This is a genomic window from Empedobacter sp. UBA2044 (assembly GCF_002333005.1).
GTDB classification, from domain to species: Bacteria; Bacteroidota; Bacteroidia; order Flavobacteriales; family Weeksellaceae; genus Empedobacter; species Empedobacter falsenii_B.
The window spans coordinates 1-17,877 of record NZ_DDBA01000077.1; the positions used below are offsets into that span (position 1 = coordinate 1).

Annotated in this window: 17 protein-coding genes; 5 read left to right on the top strand and 12 right to left on the bottom strand. The window is 31.5% G+C overall.

Going from position 1 to position 17,877, the window contains the following annotated elements:
* Positions 1 to 350: 350 nt before the first annotated feature.
* The 12 genes from lysS to ruvX all read right to left on the bottom strand — a co-directional run bounded on the left by lysS (position 351) and on the right by ruvX (position 13,122).
* Positions 351 to 2,051, bottom strand: a complete 1,701-nt coding sequence (gene lysS, locus B4E59_RS14095) for a lysine--tRNA ligase (protein WP_286496432.1) — start codon at positions 2,049 to 2,051, stop codon at positions 351 to 353.
* A 107-nt stretch (positions 2,052 to 2,158) separates the two neighbouring features.
* A complete protein-coding gene (locus tag B4E59_RS14100; protein WP_219034726.1) occupies positions 2,159 to 3,139 on the bottom strand; it encodes a hypothetical protein in 981 nt (326 codons plus the stop codon).
* Between the two features lie 76 nt (positions 3,140 to 3,215).
* Positions 3,216 to 4,154, bottom strand: coding sequence for a hypothetical protein (locus B4E59_RS14105; protein ID WP_114999803.1), 939 nt, complete (start codon positions 4,152 to 4,154; stop codon positions 3,216 to 3,218).
* Positions 4,155 to 4,185: 31 nt separating this feature from the next.
* Positions 4,186 to 5,562 (bottom strand): DNA recombination protein RmuC, encoded by a 1,377-nt coding sequence (locus B4E59_RS14110; protein WP_291053586.1) that lies wholly within the window; start codon positions 5,560 to 5,562, stop codon positions 4,186 to 4,188.
* A gap of 198 nt (positions 5,563 to 5,760) precedes the next feature.
* A complete protein-coding gene (locus B4E59_RS14115; RefSeq protein ID WP_114999807.1) occupies positions 5,761 to 6,285 on the bottom strand; it encodes a CvpA family protein in 525 nt (174 codons plus the stop codon).
* Positions 6,285 to 7,445, bottom strand: a complete 1,161-nt coding sequence (locus tag B4E59_RS14120) for a cysteine desulfurase family protein (protein ID WP_125350150.1) — start codon at positions 7,443 to 7,445, stop codon at positions 6,285 to 6,287. The genes B4E59_RS14115 and B4E59_RS14120 overlap by 1 nt, the downstream gene beginning before the upstream one ends.
* 85 nt (positions 7,446 to 7,530) lie before the next feature.
* A complete protein-coding gene (locus B4E59_RS14125) occupies positions 7,531 to 8,349 on the bottom strand; it encodes a DUF4846 domain-containing protein (RefSeq protein WP_286496128.1) in 819 nt (272 codons plus the stop codon).
* Positions 8,350 to 8,370: 21 nt separating this feature from the next.
* Entirely contained in the window at positions 8,371 to 10,362 is a 1,992-nt protein-coding gene (gene uvrB, locus B4E59_RS14130) for an excinuclease ABC subunit UvrB (RefSeq protein WP_286496129.1), read from the bottom strand.
* A gap of 338 nt (positions 10,363 to 10,700) precedes the next feature.
* Entirely contained in the window at positions 10,701 to 11,465 is a 765-nt protein-coding gene (mazG, locus tag B4E59_RS14135; protein ID WP_114999814.1) for a nucleoside triphosphate pyrophosphohydrolase, read from the bottom strand.
* Between the two features lie 6 nt (positions 11,466 to 11,471).
* Entirely contained in the window at positions 11,472 to 12,068 is a 597-nt protein-coding gene (locus B4E59_RS14140) for a DUF5606 family protein (protein ID WP_038333500.1), read from the bottom strand.
* Between the two features lie 20 nt (positions 12,069 to 12,088).
* Entirely contained in the window at positions 12,089 to 12,664 is a 576-nt protein-coding gene (gene def, locus B4E59_RS14145) for a peptide deformylase (protein WP_114999818.1), read from the bottom strand.
* A gap of 44 nt (positions 12,665 to 12,708) precedes the next feature.
* Positions 12,709 to 13,122 carry a Holliday junction resolvase RuvX gene (gene ruvX, locus B4E59_RS14150; protein WP_038333513.1) on the bottom strand — a complete coding sequence of 138 codons (414 nt, stop codon included), beginning with the start codon at positions 13,120 to 13,122 and terminating at the stop codon, positions 12,709 to 12,711.
* A gap of 91 nt (positions 13,123 to 13,213) precedes the next feature.
* Between ruvX and B4E59_RS14155 the strand changes: the two genes are divergently transcribed.
* The 5 genes from B4E59_RS14155 (at position 13,214) to B4E59_RS14175 (ending at position 17,861) form a co-directional block, all read left to right on the top strand.
* Positions 13,214 to 14,029 carry a 2,3,4,5-tetrahydropyridine-2,6-dicarboxylate N-succinyltransferase gene (locus tag B4E59_RS14155; RefSeq protein WP_125350148.1) on the top strand — a complete coding sequence of 272 codons (816 nt, stop codon included), beginning with the start codon at positions 13,214 to 13,216 and terminating at the stop codon, positions 14,027 to 14,029.
* Between the two features lie 102 nt (positions 14,030 to 14,131).
* Positions 14,132 to 15,196, top strand: a complete 1,065-nt coding sequence (locus B4E59_RS14160) for a glycosyltransferase family 9 protein (RefSeq protein ID WP_286496130.1) — start codon at positions 14,132 to 14,134, stop codon at positions 15,194 to 15,196.
* Between the two features lie 48 nt (positions 15,197 to 15,244).
* Positions 15,245 to 16,018: a glycosyltransferase family 2 protein gene (locus tag B4E59_RS14165; protein WP_286496131.1), complete on the top strand. Its 774-nt coding sequence runs from the start codon at positions 15,245 to 15,247 to the stop codon at positions 16,016 to 16,018.
* Between the two features lie 53 nt (positions 16,019 to 16,071).
* Positions 16,072 to 16,950: an ACP S-malonyltransferase gene (gene fabD / locus B4E59_RS14170; RefSeq protein ID WP_291053591.1), complete on the top strand. Its 879-nt coding sequence runs from the start codon at positions 16,072 to 16,074 to the stop codon at positions 16,948 to 16,950.
* A 5-nt stretch (positions 16,951 to 16,955) separates the two neighbouring features.
* Positions 16,956 to 17,861: a GYDIA family GHMP kinase gene (locus B4E59_RS14175; RefSeq protein ID WP_286496132.1), complete on the top strand. Its 906-nt coding sequence runs from the start codon at positions 16,956 to 16,958 to the stop codon at positions 17,859 to 17,861.
* Positions 17,862 to 17,877: the final 16 nt, after the last annotated feature.

The window sequence follows — 17,877 nt, forward strand, 5'->3', positions numbered from 1 at the left end:
AACTTACAACTCATAACTCGATAACACTCCTTTGTAGATTTTTATTGTCAGTCTTAAATCTTATGTCTTATAACTTATTACTCAAAACTCAGAACTTAAAACCCGCGTTAGGGATAGTAGTGTAAATCCTTTTGTAGGAGTTGGATTTTCTGTAATCACTTCTAATCTTCTTTTACAAAAGATTGGAACGGATAGCCCAACCGAGCGATTTGCATTAGCTGTGTTTGTATTATTTTGGTTATTTTATAAATAATATAAATGGAAGGCAAAGAGCGAGGGAACGCCCAAATAATTACAAAAAAAGCCCAACCGAAGTTGAGCTTTTAAAATATAGATGAAAGGGTAATAATTTACTCGCCTAAATATGAAACTGTCTTAGAATCTCCTTCAACAGTAACTTTAGTCAAGTTATATTTTGCTAAATTTTTCATTGATTTGTCCCATTTTTTACCGCTTAAAGCAGCTTGAGATTTTAATTCATTCAAATCAATGTTTTCGTTAGCTTTTAAAATTTCAATAATTTGAGTTTCTTCTTCTGTCAATTCGTAAGCTGGTGCAGCTTTTTCTGGACGCATTTGAGGGAAGAATAAAACTTCTTGAATAGATGGATTATTTGTTAAGAACATAATCAAACGATCCATTCCGATTCCTAAACCTGATGTTGGAGGCATTCCGTATTCTAATGCACGTAAGAAATCTTGGTCGATAAACATTGCTTCGTCGTCACCTCTATCAGCTAAAGCCATTTGTGCTTCAAAACGCTCACGTTGATCGATTGGGTCATTTAACTCAGAATATGCGTTAGCAATTTCTTTTCCACAAACCATTAATTCGAAACGCTCAGTTAATTCTGGATTATCACGGTGCTTTTTAGTCAATGGAGACATTTCTTTTGGATAATCTGTAATGAAAGTTGGTTGAATGTAGTTTCCTTCACATTTTTCACCAAAAATTTCATCGATTAATTTTCCTTTACCCATAGTCTCATCAACCTCGATCCCCATTCCTTTAGCAGCTTCAAATAATTCTGCTTCAGATTTTCCATCGATATCAAATCCTGTAAAATCAATAATTGATTGACGCATTGTTACACGTTTGTAAGGTGCTTTGAAATCAATTTTATGTTCTCCGAAAGTTGTTTCAGAAGTTCCATTAACAGCAATTGCACAATGTTCTAATAATTGCTCTGTGAAATCCATCATCCAGTTGTAATCTTTGTAAGCAACATAAATTTCCATTGCTGTAAATTCTGGATTATGCGTACGATCCATTCCTTCGTTACGGAAGTTTTTAGAAAATTCGTAAACACCATCAAAACCACCAACGATTAATCTTTTTAAATATAATTCGTTCGCGATTCTTAAATATAATGGAATATCTAATGCATTATGATGTGTAATAAACGGACGAGCTGCTGCACCCCCAGGAATCGATTGTAAAACAGGAGTTTCTACTTCCATGTATCCACGATCGTTGAAGAAATTACGCATTGCGTTGAATAAACGTGTACGTTTTAAGAAAATTTCTTTCACGTGAGGATTTACAACCATGTCTACGTAACGCATACGGTAACGCAATTCTGGATCTGTAAAAGCGTCAAATACATGACCTTCGTCGTCAGTTTTTACAATTGGTAATGGACGTAAAGTTTTTGATAACAAAGTTAATTTTGTTACGTGAACAGAAATTTCACCTACTTTAGTTTTGAATTCATATCCTTCAATTCCAATAAAATCTCCGATATCCATCAATTTCTTGAAAATTGTATTATACTCAATTCCTTCTTCAGACGAAGAAATATCATCTCTCGAGATATAAACCTGTACACGACCTTCGCTATCTTGTAACTCAGCGAAAGAAGCTTTCCCCATTACACGAACACTCATCAATCGTCCGGCAAGCTTGACAACCTTTCCTTCTTCGTACTTTTCCTTAATTTCTTTAGAATTAGAAGTTATCACGAATTCTTCGGCAGGGTAAGGCTCAACGCCTAAGTCTCTTAATTGTTGTAGTTTTTCTCTACGAATAATTTCTTGTTCAGACAATTGCATAGTGAATATAATTTATATAAAATGAATGCAAAATTATGAAAAATAATCTTGATTCACGAAGTTTTTATGATTTAATAATGTAAGAATTATCAGTATTGATGCGAGTTTTAGTCTACTAACTCAAAACGGCGCTCTAATGTATAATCTGTATCTTGAAATTTTACCTTTTTGGTTTCGATACTATATGAAATCCAACCGTTATCCTTGATACGCGAAGTCGTTTTAACATAATATTTTATGTCGTCTTTCAATCTATTTTCAGAAGGCTGTTCTGTACCTAATTTTGTTGCTAATTCTTTTAGATAAGTATACCAAGAATTGGCCAACCAATCTTTATCGGCTTCCTGAAAACTTGACATAATGTAATTGGTTTGCGAAACTCCAATCTCATTCAATTTCAATTCTGTTGTAGCTGGAGTGGGAGAAGTGCTAAATAAATTGTCCATGTAAGATTGATAAACAAATGGCGCACTTTCTAAAGTAAAATTACTTTTTCCATAAAAATGATGGAATTGACGAATGTCTTTGTCAAATAATTTAACAATACTTTCTTCTGTAGAATATTGTTGAAGATTCTTTTTGATTAACGCAATCGCAGTAGGATTATCCAAATATTTATTCTCTAAATCTTCTGAAGATAAAACCAATTGTTTAATCGTTTTATCTAAATCTGTATAACCTAAAAATCGTCCGTCTTGATCTATTTTAAAGGAAATCGAAACATTATTAACTAACGAAAAAGGATTATTTAAAAATGATTTTGAATTGAATTGTATATTTCTGAAATTCCACTTTACAATGGTTTCGTTTTGATAAATATTTTCAACTTGAATAATAACGTTATAAGTATATTGTTCTTGATGCGAAATCGTGTCATCTTCCAATTTCACTTCACTTGTTGTTACATTATATCGTTTTTCGTTTCCAATATTCCAATATGTTTTGGGAAAAATAATCGTTTCCTGCGGAGCATTAAAAATGGTATCATTTTTAACAACCGGTGAAATTGTATCTTGAATAGGATCTTGGGCAAATATTTTTATCGAAAAAAATAGAAAAAACAGATAATATGTAAAATTAATTTTCATTTATAAGTAATCAAACTAATTCAAAAATAGAGCAAATTATCTAAAATGAAGTTTGAAATTCGTTAAAAAATAAAATTTAGTCATTTAAAAGTTTTATACTTAATTGATTAACTGTTTTCTTAGAACCAATATTTAAGCTAAATAAATATTCAGATTTGATTAAAATTGAATTCAAATCGTACGTATTTTCATATTTCACTTTTAATTCAACTGTTTCTGAATATTTTTTGATTTCTTTTTTTACCTGTTCTTGCGACAAATTCAGTTTAGCATCATTCAACATATAATACGCCATTTCTTCCCATAATTTCTCAAAATCATCTTTGCTCAAATTTTGGTCAGAAGCAATTGTATACGTACCTTTTTCTTTGTTGATATCTTTTAGATAAGTATTTGTGGTAGAAGAAATTGGAAATCCAAAAATATTTTCCTGTACAGATTTTCCTTCATATGTTTCACCTAAACGAAAATATTGTCCATTAAAATAATTGAAAACGTGAATTTCTTGCTCAAAAACATAGGGAACATATGTTTTCGATTTGACCATTTCCTCAATGTACGCAATATTTGCCTTATAATCATCAGATTTTTTGCGTTGTTTACCAAGTTTATCTGTTATTTTAAGCAATTTTTCTTCAATCTGAGGAACATTTAATAATTCTAAAAATTCTCCAGAAGGATTTGTTGTGAATTCGTACTCTATTCCTTCAGAATTATTGATAAAATCGCGGTAAAATTCATCAGGATCATTGGATTGATTTTTACCATTTACAAATGTATACTTATTGGCAAAATCATTCTTGTCAACCAATTCCATCGATTTATTTGATTGGTTGATGACTTTAGAAACCGTATCATTTACAGAAATCGAAAAGTTACGATCTGTAAATGAGTAGTTATATATTTTGTTTAATTCTAAATTTGGTTTTACCTGTACAGATTTTTCTTCAAAATTCACCTGCGCAAAAATGGCAGGAGAGTATAGTAAAATCAAGGTAAATAGGCTTGTTTTCATTCTCTCTAAAAGTTGTACAAATATAGAATGATTATTGAATATCCAAGTTATTTATTGAACGAATCATTGTATCAATTGGCTTAGTTTCCGAAATTTCTTTTTCCATCAAAGTTCCACCGATTTCTTTCAGCTTTTTAACCTGCGGAATAAATCGATTTTCTAGTGAACCTATAGCTTTATTGTAACTTTGGGTTGCTTGGTTTAGATTATGACCAACCGTCGCCAAATGTTGTATTAAAACATTCACACGATTGTATAATTCTATTCCAGCATCTCGCATTTGATATATATTTTCCGCAACATTTAATTGTTGCCAGCTAAACGCAATTGTGCGAAGCATTGTAATCAAAGTAGTTGGTGTTGCAATAATTATTCTATTGTTTAGTGCATCTTCTATCAAAGTTCGCTCCAATTCTAACGCAGCACCAAAAGAACTTTCAATTTGCAGATACATCACCACATAATCGGGTGCTTCTGTGTATTGATTCCAATAAGCCTTAGAACTCAAATTCTTTAAATGTTCGCGTACAGCTTTCGCGTGCATTTGTAAATGATGTTTTCTTAAATTCTCATCTTCCGTTTCAAATGCAAGCATATATTGGTTTAATGGAACTTTAGAATCGACAATTACTTTTCGATTTCCAGGAAGATTAACGATTAAATCCGGGCGAAGCAAACCATTTTCGGACTGAACAGAAGTTTGTTCTTCAAAATCACAAAAAGATGACATTCCAGCAAATTCAACGACACGACGCAATCCAATTTCTCCGTATTTTCCTCTTGTGTGTGAAGTTTTAAGAGCAGAAACTAATGTATTGGTTTCTTTTTGCAATTTATCAGTTGTACCACGCATTGAATCTAAGAAAACTTTAATTTCTGAATAAGCGCCTTCTCGAGCTTTTTCTATTTCGGATATTTTTCCGTCAAATTTATTCAAGCTTTCATTTAATGGTTTGATTAACGAATCAATCGCTTGTTGACGTTTTTCTAAATCGTTTTGAGAATTAGAAAAATGTTTATCCAATGTTGTTTTCGCTAAATCAAGAAATTGTTCGTTATTACTTTTCAAAACTTGAGCTGAAAGTGCTTCAAATTGCTCTTTTAATCGTTCATTGGTTTCGAGCATAAACGATTTTTGCTCCTCCACAGCTTTCATTGCTTCTTGATGGCGAACCGTTAATTCTGTATTTTTTTCGCGCTCTTTTTGCCATTGATCCAAATTGAAATTTGCATCATCTTTTATTTCGATAAATTCATTTTTTAGCGAATCATATTGTTTCTGAAGTTCTTGGTGTTTTATTTCATTTCCAATTATGGCTGAATTTGCTTTCGATTTTGAATATAAAAAACTGATAACGGCTCCAATGATAAAAAAAAGGATGGATGAAAGTATGTTTGCGCTGTTCATAATCTTAAAATTTAAACAAAGGAACGATTTTATACGACACAATATGTCGTTATTAAAAATAAAATCATAAAAAAACGATTTCTAAGAATTGTTTTTTCATCTTAAATTAATTGTTTTGATCTCTTTAGATAATTTTTGTGCCTTTTATAAAATTAATGTTAAGAAAAAAGACAGCTTGAAAAAGCTGTCTTTGTATGATCATAAATGAATAGAATCTTGGGATTCTGTCCTTAAATTATCTTTTGTTTCGAAGATAGAATTTTTGATGATTTGAGAACTTTCGTTCAAAATTGGTAAAATCTGGCTTTCGTCTTTTGTTTCTTTAAATCCTAGTTCTAAAATCGGATCGATATAATACAAAATACTTGATGTTAAAAGTAAAGAGATTATTAATCCTAAAGCCGCTCCACCAAATCGATTAATGATTCCTAAACCAACTGCTTCTACTGTTTTTTGTGTTAAACTTGACGCTAATTTTATTGTGAAAAAAGCAATTGCAAATGTAATAACTAACGCAACCAAAGAAGTTAAGCTATCTGCAACAATGTTGTAAGAATCGACATAAACTTCGATGATTTGATAAAATTTAAAACTTAACCAAATTGCTACAAAAAAACCGACTAACCCAATTAATTGAGAAATAAAACCTTTGAAAAATCCGTTGATAAAACCAAAAGCTAACGCAATTAAAATCAGAATATCAAGTTGATTGAAATCAGTCATTAAGCGTTTTGTAATTGATGTTTTTCAGCGATTTTTTTCAATGTTCCAACTAAGACATCAATATCTTCTTTAGTTGTTTCGTATGAAAAAGATACACGTAAAGGCGTCATTTGATCAATTTCTTCTTCTGTGTACAATGTTTGCATAACTAATGAAACTTTTGCTGCACCAGAACTGCAAGCACTTCCTTGTGAAACAGCGATACCAGCTAATTCTAATTCGAATCCGATTAAGGCATCATGAAATGGTAATTTGATGCTTAATAATGCATACAAACTTTTGTCTAAATCATCTGATAATCCATTGAAAGAAACGCCTGGAATAGCTGCTTTTAATTGATCGATTGTATATTGTTTAATTTCTTTGATGTGATTAACATGAGCTTCTAACTCATCAATTGCTAAATCAAAAGCTTTTGAAAGTCCAACAATTCCGTATACGTTTTCGGTACCAGAACGCATTCCTCTTTCTTGTCCTCCTCCAGCAATCAAGGCTTTTAAATGCGAAGCTTTTTTTGCATATAAAAATCCAGCACCTTTTGGTCCATGAATTTTGTGTGCTGAGCAAGAAGCGAAATCCATTCCCAAATCTTGGAAATCTAAATCGTAATGACCAACTGTTTGCACCGTATCTGTGTGGAACAATGTATTATTTTCTTGACACAATTGCGAAATACGTTTAATATCTGTTAAATTTCCAATTTCGTTATTAGCATGCATCAAAGAAACCAATGTTTTTTTAGATTGATCTTTAACTAATTCCTCTAATTGAGCATAATCAATGTCTCCATTTTTTTGAATATTGATGCGGATTACTTCAACTTTTCCACGATATTCTAAATCTTTGATACTTTCTTGTACGCATTTGTGTTCCATATCCGAAGTAATGATACGTGTAACATCTAAATCATTTACACAAGAACGTATAATCGTATTGTTAGATTCTGTCCCACAAGAAGTAAAATAAATTTCGGCAGGAGAAATATTTAAACGCTGCGCAATGTTCTTTCGAGCCATTTCTATAAGTGCCTTGGCTTCTCTACCAAAAACGTGGGTAGAAGATGGATTTCCGAAAACATTTTTCATCACATTTGCCATTTCGTCAACTACTTCTGGACGAATTGCTGTGGTTGCTGCATTGTCTAAATATACTCTTTGCATTATCGATTATTTACTGTATTGTTGTTTACTTTGAGGTTTTGAACAACAAATTTAAGTAAAATGTAAGGATTGAAAAAGTAAAATGTTATTTAAAACGCATCAAGTCCGAAGACAAAAATCTCCACTCAGGTGTAAGAAGTATGCCTTCTTTTGCAATATACCATGGTGAGATTAAATCGTTGCTTGGATTAGAAAGAATATGAATGTCTTGACTTGGATAATAACTTTGAGCCAAAATGAATATATTATTCCCATTTTTATCTTTCGCTAAATCAATTACCATTACAGCATGACTTTTTATATTTCCCTTTTGAAAAAATACATCGCCAATTTGAATCTCTTTGATAGAGATTGGTTTTAATAATTCAGCAATTGTATTTGAATTTGTATTTTCTAAATAATAGATCAAATATTGCATGTATTTCGTATGAGAATAATCTCCTTTTACATAGTCAGTGTAAGGAATTGGCTTTGTAGAAATTTTAGACAATTTATCTATTTCATTGTATTTTTTCGAACGGAAGAAATACTCTAAACGCAAACTCATCATCGCATTTGCATTAAACTGTACATTTTTTTTGGGTTGTTCTAAATCTAAAACTCCTACATATATATTTGGATTAGATTTTTTTTGACCATCAAAAGAATAAACAGCTGTATTATTGTTTTTGAGCGGAAGGTTATTTATCCATTTACCAAAATCTGTATAATTTTGATTCCTTTCATAATTTGGAGGTGTATCAAATCTCTTGAAAATCTTTAATTCACGTGTATGAACTAAACTACTTTCTTCATTTTCAAGCAATTCATTATTTGAAGATGATTTTAAAATCTGTGTGTTACAAGATGATAAAATGGTAAAAAACGATAGAGTTAAAAAAAATGTATTCTTAAAAATTTTCATTGAAATGTTGAAAAAAACGTGCTATTCTTTGGTTAAGAGTTGAATTTGATCTCTTAATTCGGCTGCTTTTATAAAATCTAAATTTTTTGCAGCATTTTCCATTTCTTTCTGCAATTTTTGTACCAATTTCTCTTTATCTTCTGTCGAATAATTTTCATTAATCTCTGCTGCTTGTTGAATCAAATGTTTTTGTTCGTAAGGATTTTCTTCAAAATCTGCTGCAGCTAAACTTAGTTTCGTTATTTTTTTGTTTAAAGCTTGCGGAACTTTATTGTGATCTTTGTTGTATTTCATTTGAATTTCACGACGACGATTTGTTTCATCAATCGTTAATTGCATACTATCTGTAATTCTATCTGCGTACATAATCGCCAAACCATTCACGTTACGAGCAGCACGACCAACCGTTTGCGTTAAAGAACGATGACTTCTTAAAAAACCTTCTTTATCAGCATCCAAAATTGCTACTAGAGAAACTTCAGGTAAATCTAAACCTTCTCTCAAAAGATTAACTCCAACCAAAACATCAAATAATCCAGCGCGTAAATCAGCCATAATCTGAACACGTTCTAATGTATCCACATCAGAATGAATATAACGACATCGAACGCCATATTTTGTCAAATATTTCGTTAACTCTTCCGCCATTCGTTTCGTTAAAGTAGTGACCAAAACACGTTCGTCTAACTCTACTCGTTTATTGATTTCTTCCATCAAATCATCGACTTGATTTTGTGTTGGACGAATTTCAATAATTGGATCTAATAATCCTGTTGGACGAATGACTTGCTCTACAACAACTCCTTCCGATTTTTCTAATTCATAATTCGCAGGTGTTGCTGAAACATAAATCACTTGATTTTGTAAAGCTTCAAATTCTTCGAATTTTAACGGACGATTGTCCATTGCAGCTGGAAGTCGGAAACCATATTCTACTAAATTCTCCTTGCGCGAGCGGTCTCCACCATACATTGCATGAACTTGAGAAACTGTAACGTGCGACTCATCAATCACCATCAAATAATCTTCTGGGAAATAATCTAACAAACAGAATGGACGAGTTCCTGGTTCGCGACCGTCTAAGTATCTCGAATAATTCTCGATTCCAGAACAATATCCCAATTCTTTGATCATTTCCAAATCGAATTCAGTACGTTCTTGCAAACGTTTTGCTTCGAGATGTTTTCCGATTTCATGATAATATTCAACTTGTTTACCCAAATCGATCTGAATATCAGCAATTGCACCATTTAAAGTGTCTTTAGAAGTAACAAAAAGATTGGCTGGATAAATATTAATTTTATCTAATTTAGTTGAAGTTTTACCTGTTTCTACATTGAAAACTGAGATTTCTTCGATTTCATCACCAAAGAAATTAATTCTGATTCCATCATCCGCATAAGCAGGGAAAATATCTAATGTATCTCCTTTAATTCTAAAATTTCCGCGTTGAAAAATACCTTCTGTTCTCGAATATAAAGCTTGGACTAATTTATGCAAAAAAGCTGTTCTCGAGATAATTTGCCCCGTTTCAATCTGAATCACATTTTTATGAAATTCTGTTGGATTTCCAATACCATATAAACACGAAACTGAAGCCACAACCAAAATATCGCGACGACCAGAAAGTAGGGAGGAAGTTGTACTTAAACGAAGCTTTTCAATTTCTTCATTAATTGATAAATCTTTCTCAATATAGGTTCCTGATGAAGGAATGTAAGCTTCTGGTTGATAATAATCATAGTAAGAAACGAAATATTCGACTGCATTATTCGGAAAAAATTCTTTGAATTCCATATACAACTGTGCCGCCAACGTTTTGTTATGTGCCAAAACTAAAGTTGGACGTTGCACATCTTGTACAACATTCGCGATTGTAAATGTTTTACCAGAACCTGTAACACCCAAAAGTGTTTGATAACGATCATTATTTAGAATACCATTTGATAATTCTTCAATAGCTTTTGGTTGATCACCAGTTGGCTTGAATTCAGAATTTAATTGAAACTGCATTCTACAAATTTACAAATTATTCAGATAAAAAAGGATTGTTATGAATTGTGATTTTACATAGAAGTTGATAAAAAATAAAAAGGCGACTTTAAGTCACCTTTTCATCAAAACCACAAAAAAATGAGAAAACTGTTTACTTAGTAAACAAACTTCCTTCCATTATTACAAGCTATTGCCCGCTATAACCATTGCAAATATATGTCGGTTTTCTGTGCGTGCACAATAATTTGTAATACTTTGTTTTATTGGTGTCGATAAAAGTTATTTATAATAGTGTTAAAACGTCTGATTACAACGTTTTCGTTGATTTGAATAAACTTTATAGTGTTAAGTTTACACTAGCGAATTTTCGCTAAATTCCATAATTTATCTAATTCGGAAATGGTTAAATCAGCTATGTTTTGACCATTTTCTTTCGCGATTTCTTCTAATTTCTGAAAACGTGTGATAAATTTTTTGTTCGATCTTTCTAAAGCATCTTCAGAATTGATGCCATTAAATCGTCCATAATTAATCAAAGAAAATAAAATGTCACCAAATTCCATCTCTTTATCTGTTGGATTTTGTTCTTCTTTGAATTCATTAATTTCCTCGATAATTTTATCAAAAACTTGATCAGAATTTTCAAATTCAAATCCAACACCTTTTACTTTGTCTTGAATTCGGTAAGCTTTTACCATTGCTGGGAGAGAAGTAGGAACGCCAGAAAGTACAGATTTGTTACCTTCTTTTAGTTTGATTTGTTCCCAATTTTGAAGCACCTTTTCTTCTGTATTTGCTTCTACATCGCCGTAAATATGTGGATGACGATGAATTAATTTGTCACAAATACCATTTAAAACATCAGCAACATCGAAGTTGTTTTGTTCTGATGCGATTTTAGAATAAAAAACTAGGTGAAGAAAAACATCACCTAGTTCTTTTTTTATTTCATCCGAATCTTTTTCGATGATGGCATCCGAAAGTTCATAAATTTCTTCGATAGATAACGTACGCAACGTTTCCATTGTTTGTTTACGATCCCACGGACATTTTTCACGTAATTCATCCATTATATCCAACAATCTTTCGAAAGCCTGTAATTGATCTTTACGTGTATTCATCTCTAATTATTCAGCGTCTTTATCTTTTTTTGCTGTTGTTTTTTTAGCAGCAGTTTTTTTAGCAGGTTTTTCTTCAGCGTCTTTTTTGTCAGCAGCCTTTTTAGCAGGAGCTTTCTTTTTTGGTTTTTCTTCCACAACAACTTCTTCTGTAGCTTCTACTTCAGCAACAGGAGCTTCTTGTGCTTGTTGAGCAGCCATTGCAGCTTCTACAGCAGCTAAGTCGATGTTTAATAATCCGTTTTTGTGTAAGATATTATACCATTGGAATAATTTTTTCAAATCAGAATCATAAACTCTTGAATCGTCATATTCTGGTAAAACTTCTTCCATATATTTACGCAATTCTGCACCAGAAGTTTTGTAATCGATCGTTTCTCCTCCGTTTTCTTTTTTGTAAATTCTGAAGAAAACTTCAGCCAAAGGAAATTCTTGTGATACTCCGTAAATAGCAACGTTGTCTAATAAACTAACATTGTAGTTAGAAGCGATTGAGATTTTTTTACCTTTTTCTAAATCTTCAACAACAAAACCACCTCTTGTTTGAGAAACTAAACGGTATAATCCTGGTTTTCCTGAAATTGCGATAACTCTTGATAAATCCATATTCTATTATGTTTAAGGGTCTATGAAGGGAATTTCATTTTGTAACTCGTGTTTACTTTCCCTTTTGTTATATTTTTTAATTTATTACTTATTAATTTCTTTTTAAAGCTCGAAATATAGTCAATAAAAAGCTTTCCTTCCAAATGATCGTATTCGTGTTGAATAACTCGAGCGCGAATATCCGAAAAAGTTTCGGTATGTTTCACCCAATTTTCATCAAAATATTCTAAAGTTACCGATTCTGGACGTGTTACATCTTCGTGAATGTGAGGAATACTCAAACATCCTTCTGTAAAAGCCCATTCATCACCTTCAGAACTACTGATTTTTTTTGGATTGATGAAAACTCGTTTGAAATCTTTTAATTCATCTTTTACATCATCATAATCTTCATCTTCTTCGAAAGGCGAGCAATCAACAACAAATAAACGTATATCTTTCCCGATCTGAGGCGCTGCGATACCAACTCCGTTAGAGTCATACATTGTATCGAACATATTTTGGATCAGTTCTTGTAAATTTTTATAATCTTGATCGATTTCTTGTGAAACTTTACGCAAGACAGGATCTCCGTAAGCTACAACTGGTAATACCATTTTCTGATCTTTTTTTATTAATTTAACGGCAAAGATACAATTTGTTATAGTTTATGTGATAAAAATGATTGTAAAATTATTACGGCACTCACTTTATCGACCATTCCTTTTTCTTGACGTTTTTTCTTTTTCATTCCTCCAGCAAACATTGCTTGAGAAGCCATTTTTGAGGTAAACATCTCATTTTCACGATGAATTTTAATCAACGGAAATTGTTCAGAAAATTTTTTCAAAAAAGGTTGAATTTGATTTTCAATCTCATTTAATTCTCCTGAAAAACGAACAGATAATCCAACTACAAGGTCAGAAACGTTTTCTTTCTCGATATATTGTTTCAAGAAATCCATCAATTTTGATGTATCAATTGTATCAACTGGCGAAGCTATAATTTGCAATTCATCGGTTACGGCAACGCCTGTTCTTTTTCCTCCGTAATCTAACGCTAATATTCGTGACATTTGGCAAATTTAAAAAAACGATTCAATAATAAATAATCTCTATGAAATCCCTTGATTATAATTTTTATATTTGTGGCTATTATTAATAAAGATGGAGAATTTAAAACAAATCATAGAAAAAGCTTGGGACAATAGAGAATTGTTACAAGAAGAGTCAACACAAATTGCAATTCGTGAAGTAATTGAGTTAATCGATAACGGACAATTACGTTGTGCAGAACCAGTTGGAGAAGATTGGCAAGTAAACGAATGGGTGAAAAAAGCAGTTGTAATGTATTTCCCAATTCAGAAAATGGAAACTTTAGAAGCAGGAATTTTTGAATACCATGATAAAATGGAATTGAAACGTAACTATGCTGAAAAAGGAATTCGTGTTGTTCCAAATGCTGTTGCCCGCTATGGTGCGTATATTTCTTCGGGAGTTATTTTAATGCCTTCTTATGTAAATATTGGTGCGTATGTGGACGAAGGAACAATGGTTGATACTTGGGCTACTGTAGGTTCTTGTGCACAAATTGGTAAAAATGTTCATTTATCTGGTGGTGTAGGAATCGGTGGAGTTTTAGAGCCATTGCAAGCTGCGCCAGTAATTATTGAAGATAATGCGTTTATCGGATCTCGTTGTATCGTTGTAGAAGGAGTTCGTGTAGGTAAAGAAGCGGTTTTAGGAGCAAATGTTGTGTTGACAGCATCTACTAAAATTATTGATGTAACAGGTGACGAACCAGTAGAAATTAAAGGTTATGTTCCTGCTCGTTCAGTTGTAATTCCAGGTTCTTATACAAAGAAATTTGCTGCAGGTGAATACCAAGTTCCATGTGCTTTGATCATCGGAACTCGTAAAGAGTCTACAGATAAAAAAACTTCATTAAACGATGCATTACGCGAGCATAATGTGGCGGTTTAAGTAGAATAAATTTTATAAAATATAATCCTCAGCAGTTTTGTTGAGGATTTTTTATTTTCGAATCAAACATATTTTAGTAGTTTTGCTTTATAACTATGTTTTATGAAAATTTTGATTATCCAACACAAGATGATAGGCGATGTTTTAATCACATCATTGTTGTGCGAAAATATCAAAAGAGCTTATCCAAATGCTATTGTTGATTATTTAATCAATAGTAATACTTTGCCTGTTTTAGAGAATAATCCATACATCGATCATAAAATTGTTTTCGATGAAAAAGAAAACAAAGGCTTGATGAATTTGATTAAATTCTCGAAAAAAGTTAATCAAAATAGATATGATATTGTAATTGATGCTTACTCAAAATTACAGAGTTGGGTAGATGTTTTTATCAATAATGCACCAAAAAAAATATCGTACAAAAAGATTGGAAGAACGTTTTTGTATACAGATAATGTAGAAAAACATGACGAACCAAATTCATATTTAGGTTTAGCAATCGAACATCGTTTGTCTTTATTGAAGCCTTTAGGAATTGAAATTCCTTTGGCAACAGAACCGAAATTGTATTTAACAGAAGAAGAAATAAACTTTGCGAAAGATTTATTTGAAAAACATCAAGTTGATTCTACTCGTAAATCAGTTATGATTAGTTTACTTGGTTCTGATCCTTCAAAAACTTATCCGTTGAATCAAATGGCAAAAATGGTTGATTTTATTGGTCAACATTATAATGTCAATATTTTATTCAATTATTTTCCGAAACAATTATCGCAAGCAAAAGAAGTATATAATCAATTATCTGATGAAACCAAATCGAAAGTTTATTTTGAATTGTTGGGTAATGATTTGCGCGAGTTTATTGCAATTGCAAACGAATGTGATGTGATTGTAGGAAATGATGGAGGAGCAATTAATATGTCCAAGGCTTTAGGGAAAAAATCGTTTATTATTTTTTCTCCTTGGATTGATAAAAAAGTTTGGGCAACTTTCGAAGATGGAATTCATCACACAAGTGTTCATTTAAAAGATTATTTTCCTGAAAAACTTGGAGATTTAAACAATCGTCAAATAAAAAAACAAGTTGATGAATTTTATTCAATCTTTGATTTCGATTTGTTTAAAGAAAAGTTAGAATATTTCTTATCACCATTAATAAAATAAAAACAGAAATTTTGAGTTTCTATTTATAAAATTAGATTACTATAGAGAATGTCTACTAAAATTTCTGCTCTACTAATTACACTTAACGAAGAAAAAAACATCAAAAGATTTCTTGATGAGGCTAGTTATGCAGATGAAATAATAATTGTAGATTCATATAGTACAGACAAAACGGAAGAAATTGCATTCCAAAATCCAAAAGTAAAGTTTGTAAAACGCAAGTTTGATAATTTCACAAATCAACGAAATTATACACTTTCTTTGGCAAAAAATGATTGGGTCACTTTTTTTGATGCAGATGAAGAACTTTCATCTGAATTAAAAGAAGAATTAATAAAGAAAGTAAATTCAAATTTACAGGATGTAGCTTTTATGGCTTATCATTCATTTTATTTTAAGAATAAGAAAATAGAATTTTCTGGTCAGCAAAATGTGAGAGCTGTTCGTCTTTTTAGAAAATCTAAATGTAGATATAAAGATGGTTTGATGGTTCATGAATTATTAGAATGTGATGGGGCAGTAGGTGATTTGGAACAAAAAGTGAAACATCATACGTTTATTGATGAAGAATATTATTTAGATAAACTTAATAGTTATTCTCGCTTACGAGCACAAGAACTTCGTCTCAAAAATTTGAAACCATCATTTTATCATTATACCATAAAGCCTGCTTATCGTTTTTTCAATTATTTTGTGGTGAGATTTGGTTTTTTAGATGGAAAAGATGGTTATACAATTGCAAAACTACATGCAATTTCTGTTGCAAATCGTTATAAATATTTGGACGAAATTTATAGAAAAGAAAATCAAAACTTAGGTTAAATAAAGAAGTTTGAGATTTTATTATACATTTGTCATACATTAAAAATAATACAATGAAAGCATATGTTTTTCCAGGACAAGGCGCTCAATTCTCTGGAATGGGTAAAGACTTGTACGAAAATTCTGAAATCGCAAAAGAATTATTTGACAAAGCAAACGAAATCTTAGGATTTGATATAAAATCAATTATGTTTGAAGGTTCTGCTGAAGACCTAAAACAAACAAAAGTTACGCAACCAGCAGTTTTTTTACATTCTGTTATTTTAGCGAAAATTTTACCAGATTTTAAAACAGAAATGGTTGCAGGACATTCTTTAGGAGAAATTTCTGCTTTAGTTGCAAATGGAACTTTAGACTTTGAATCTGGATTAAAATTAGTTTACAAACGTGCTTTAGCAATGCAAGCTGCATGTGAAGCTAATCCATCTACAATGGCTGCAATCTTAGGGTTAGAAGATAAAATTGTAGAAGATGCTTGTGCAGAAATTGATGGAGTTGTAGTGGCTGCAAATTACAATTGTCCAGGTCAGTTAGTGATTTCTGGAGAAATTGAAGCGGTTAATGTAGCATGCGAAAAACTGAAAGAGTTAGGTGCAAAACGAGCATTAGTTTTACCAGTAGGAGGAGCTTTTCACTCACCTTTAATGAAACCTGCTGAAGAAGAATTAGCACAAGCTATTGAAGAAACAACATTCAATACTCCAATTTGTCCAGTTTATCAAAATGTAAGCACAACAGCTGTTACAGATCCTGCTGAAATTAAGAAAAACTTGATTGCTCAATTAACTGCTCCAGTAAAATGGACGCAATCTGTTCAAAATATGATTGCTGATGGTGCGAGTGAATTTATTGAGGTTGGACCAGGAAATACTTTACAAGGTTTAGTGAAAAAAATAAACAGAGAGGTCTCAACTTCTTCGGCACAAATCTAAACGAAATGAAAACATACCGTTCCAATGGAAAATTATTCCTTATCGGGGAATATATTGTGATTGATGGGGCGAAAGCATTTGCATTGCCCACAAAATATGGGCAATGTTTGTTTGTGGAAAATTCATCAGAAATAGAAAATTTAATCACTTGGAAAGCAACTAAATTTGATAATTCTATTTGGTTTGAAACTAAAGTTAGATTGAATGATTTAGAAATAATTTCGTCTACAAATGATAAATTAAGTCAATCATTACAAAATATTTTAAAACAAGCTAAAATTTTAAATCCTGATTTTTTTGATTCTAATAACAGTTATCAATGTTTAACGAAGTTAGAATATCCGCAAGAATGGGGACTGGGAAGTAGTTCGACTTTGATTGATTTGATTAGTCAATGGATAGAAATAAATCCGTTTGAATTAAATCAATTAACCTTCAATACAAGTGGTTATGATATTGCATGTGCGCATCATCATCAGCCCATTTTGTTTTCGAATAATCCTATCGAAGTAGAAGATTTAGAATTGAATTGGAATTTTAAAGATCAACTTTATTTTGTTTATCTTAATCAAAAGCAAGATACACAAGCCGTTGTTGGAAATCATTATAAGAACAAATCAAAAGATTGGAAAATGATTCAAGAGCTTTCTGATTTGGTTGTTCAAGCAACTAAAGTTGAGAATTTAACTGATTTAGAATCTATTTTAGATGAATATCAAGAACGATTAGGAGATTTTATGCAAATTTCGCAAGTCAAAGAATTGCATTTTCCTGATTATTTAGGAGCTGTAAAAAGCCTCGGAGCTTGGGGCGGAGATTTTGTTTTAGTGACGTATAGAGAAGGAATGAACGATTATTTTAAAGAAAAAGGATATGAGATTATTATTCCGTTTTCTGAAATGATAAAATAACAAAAAAGCAGATTTA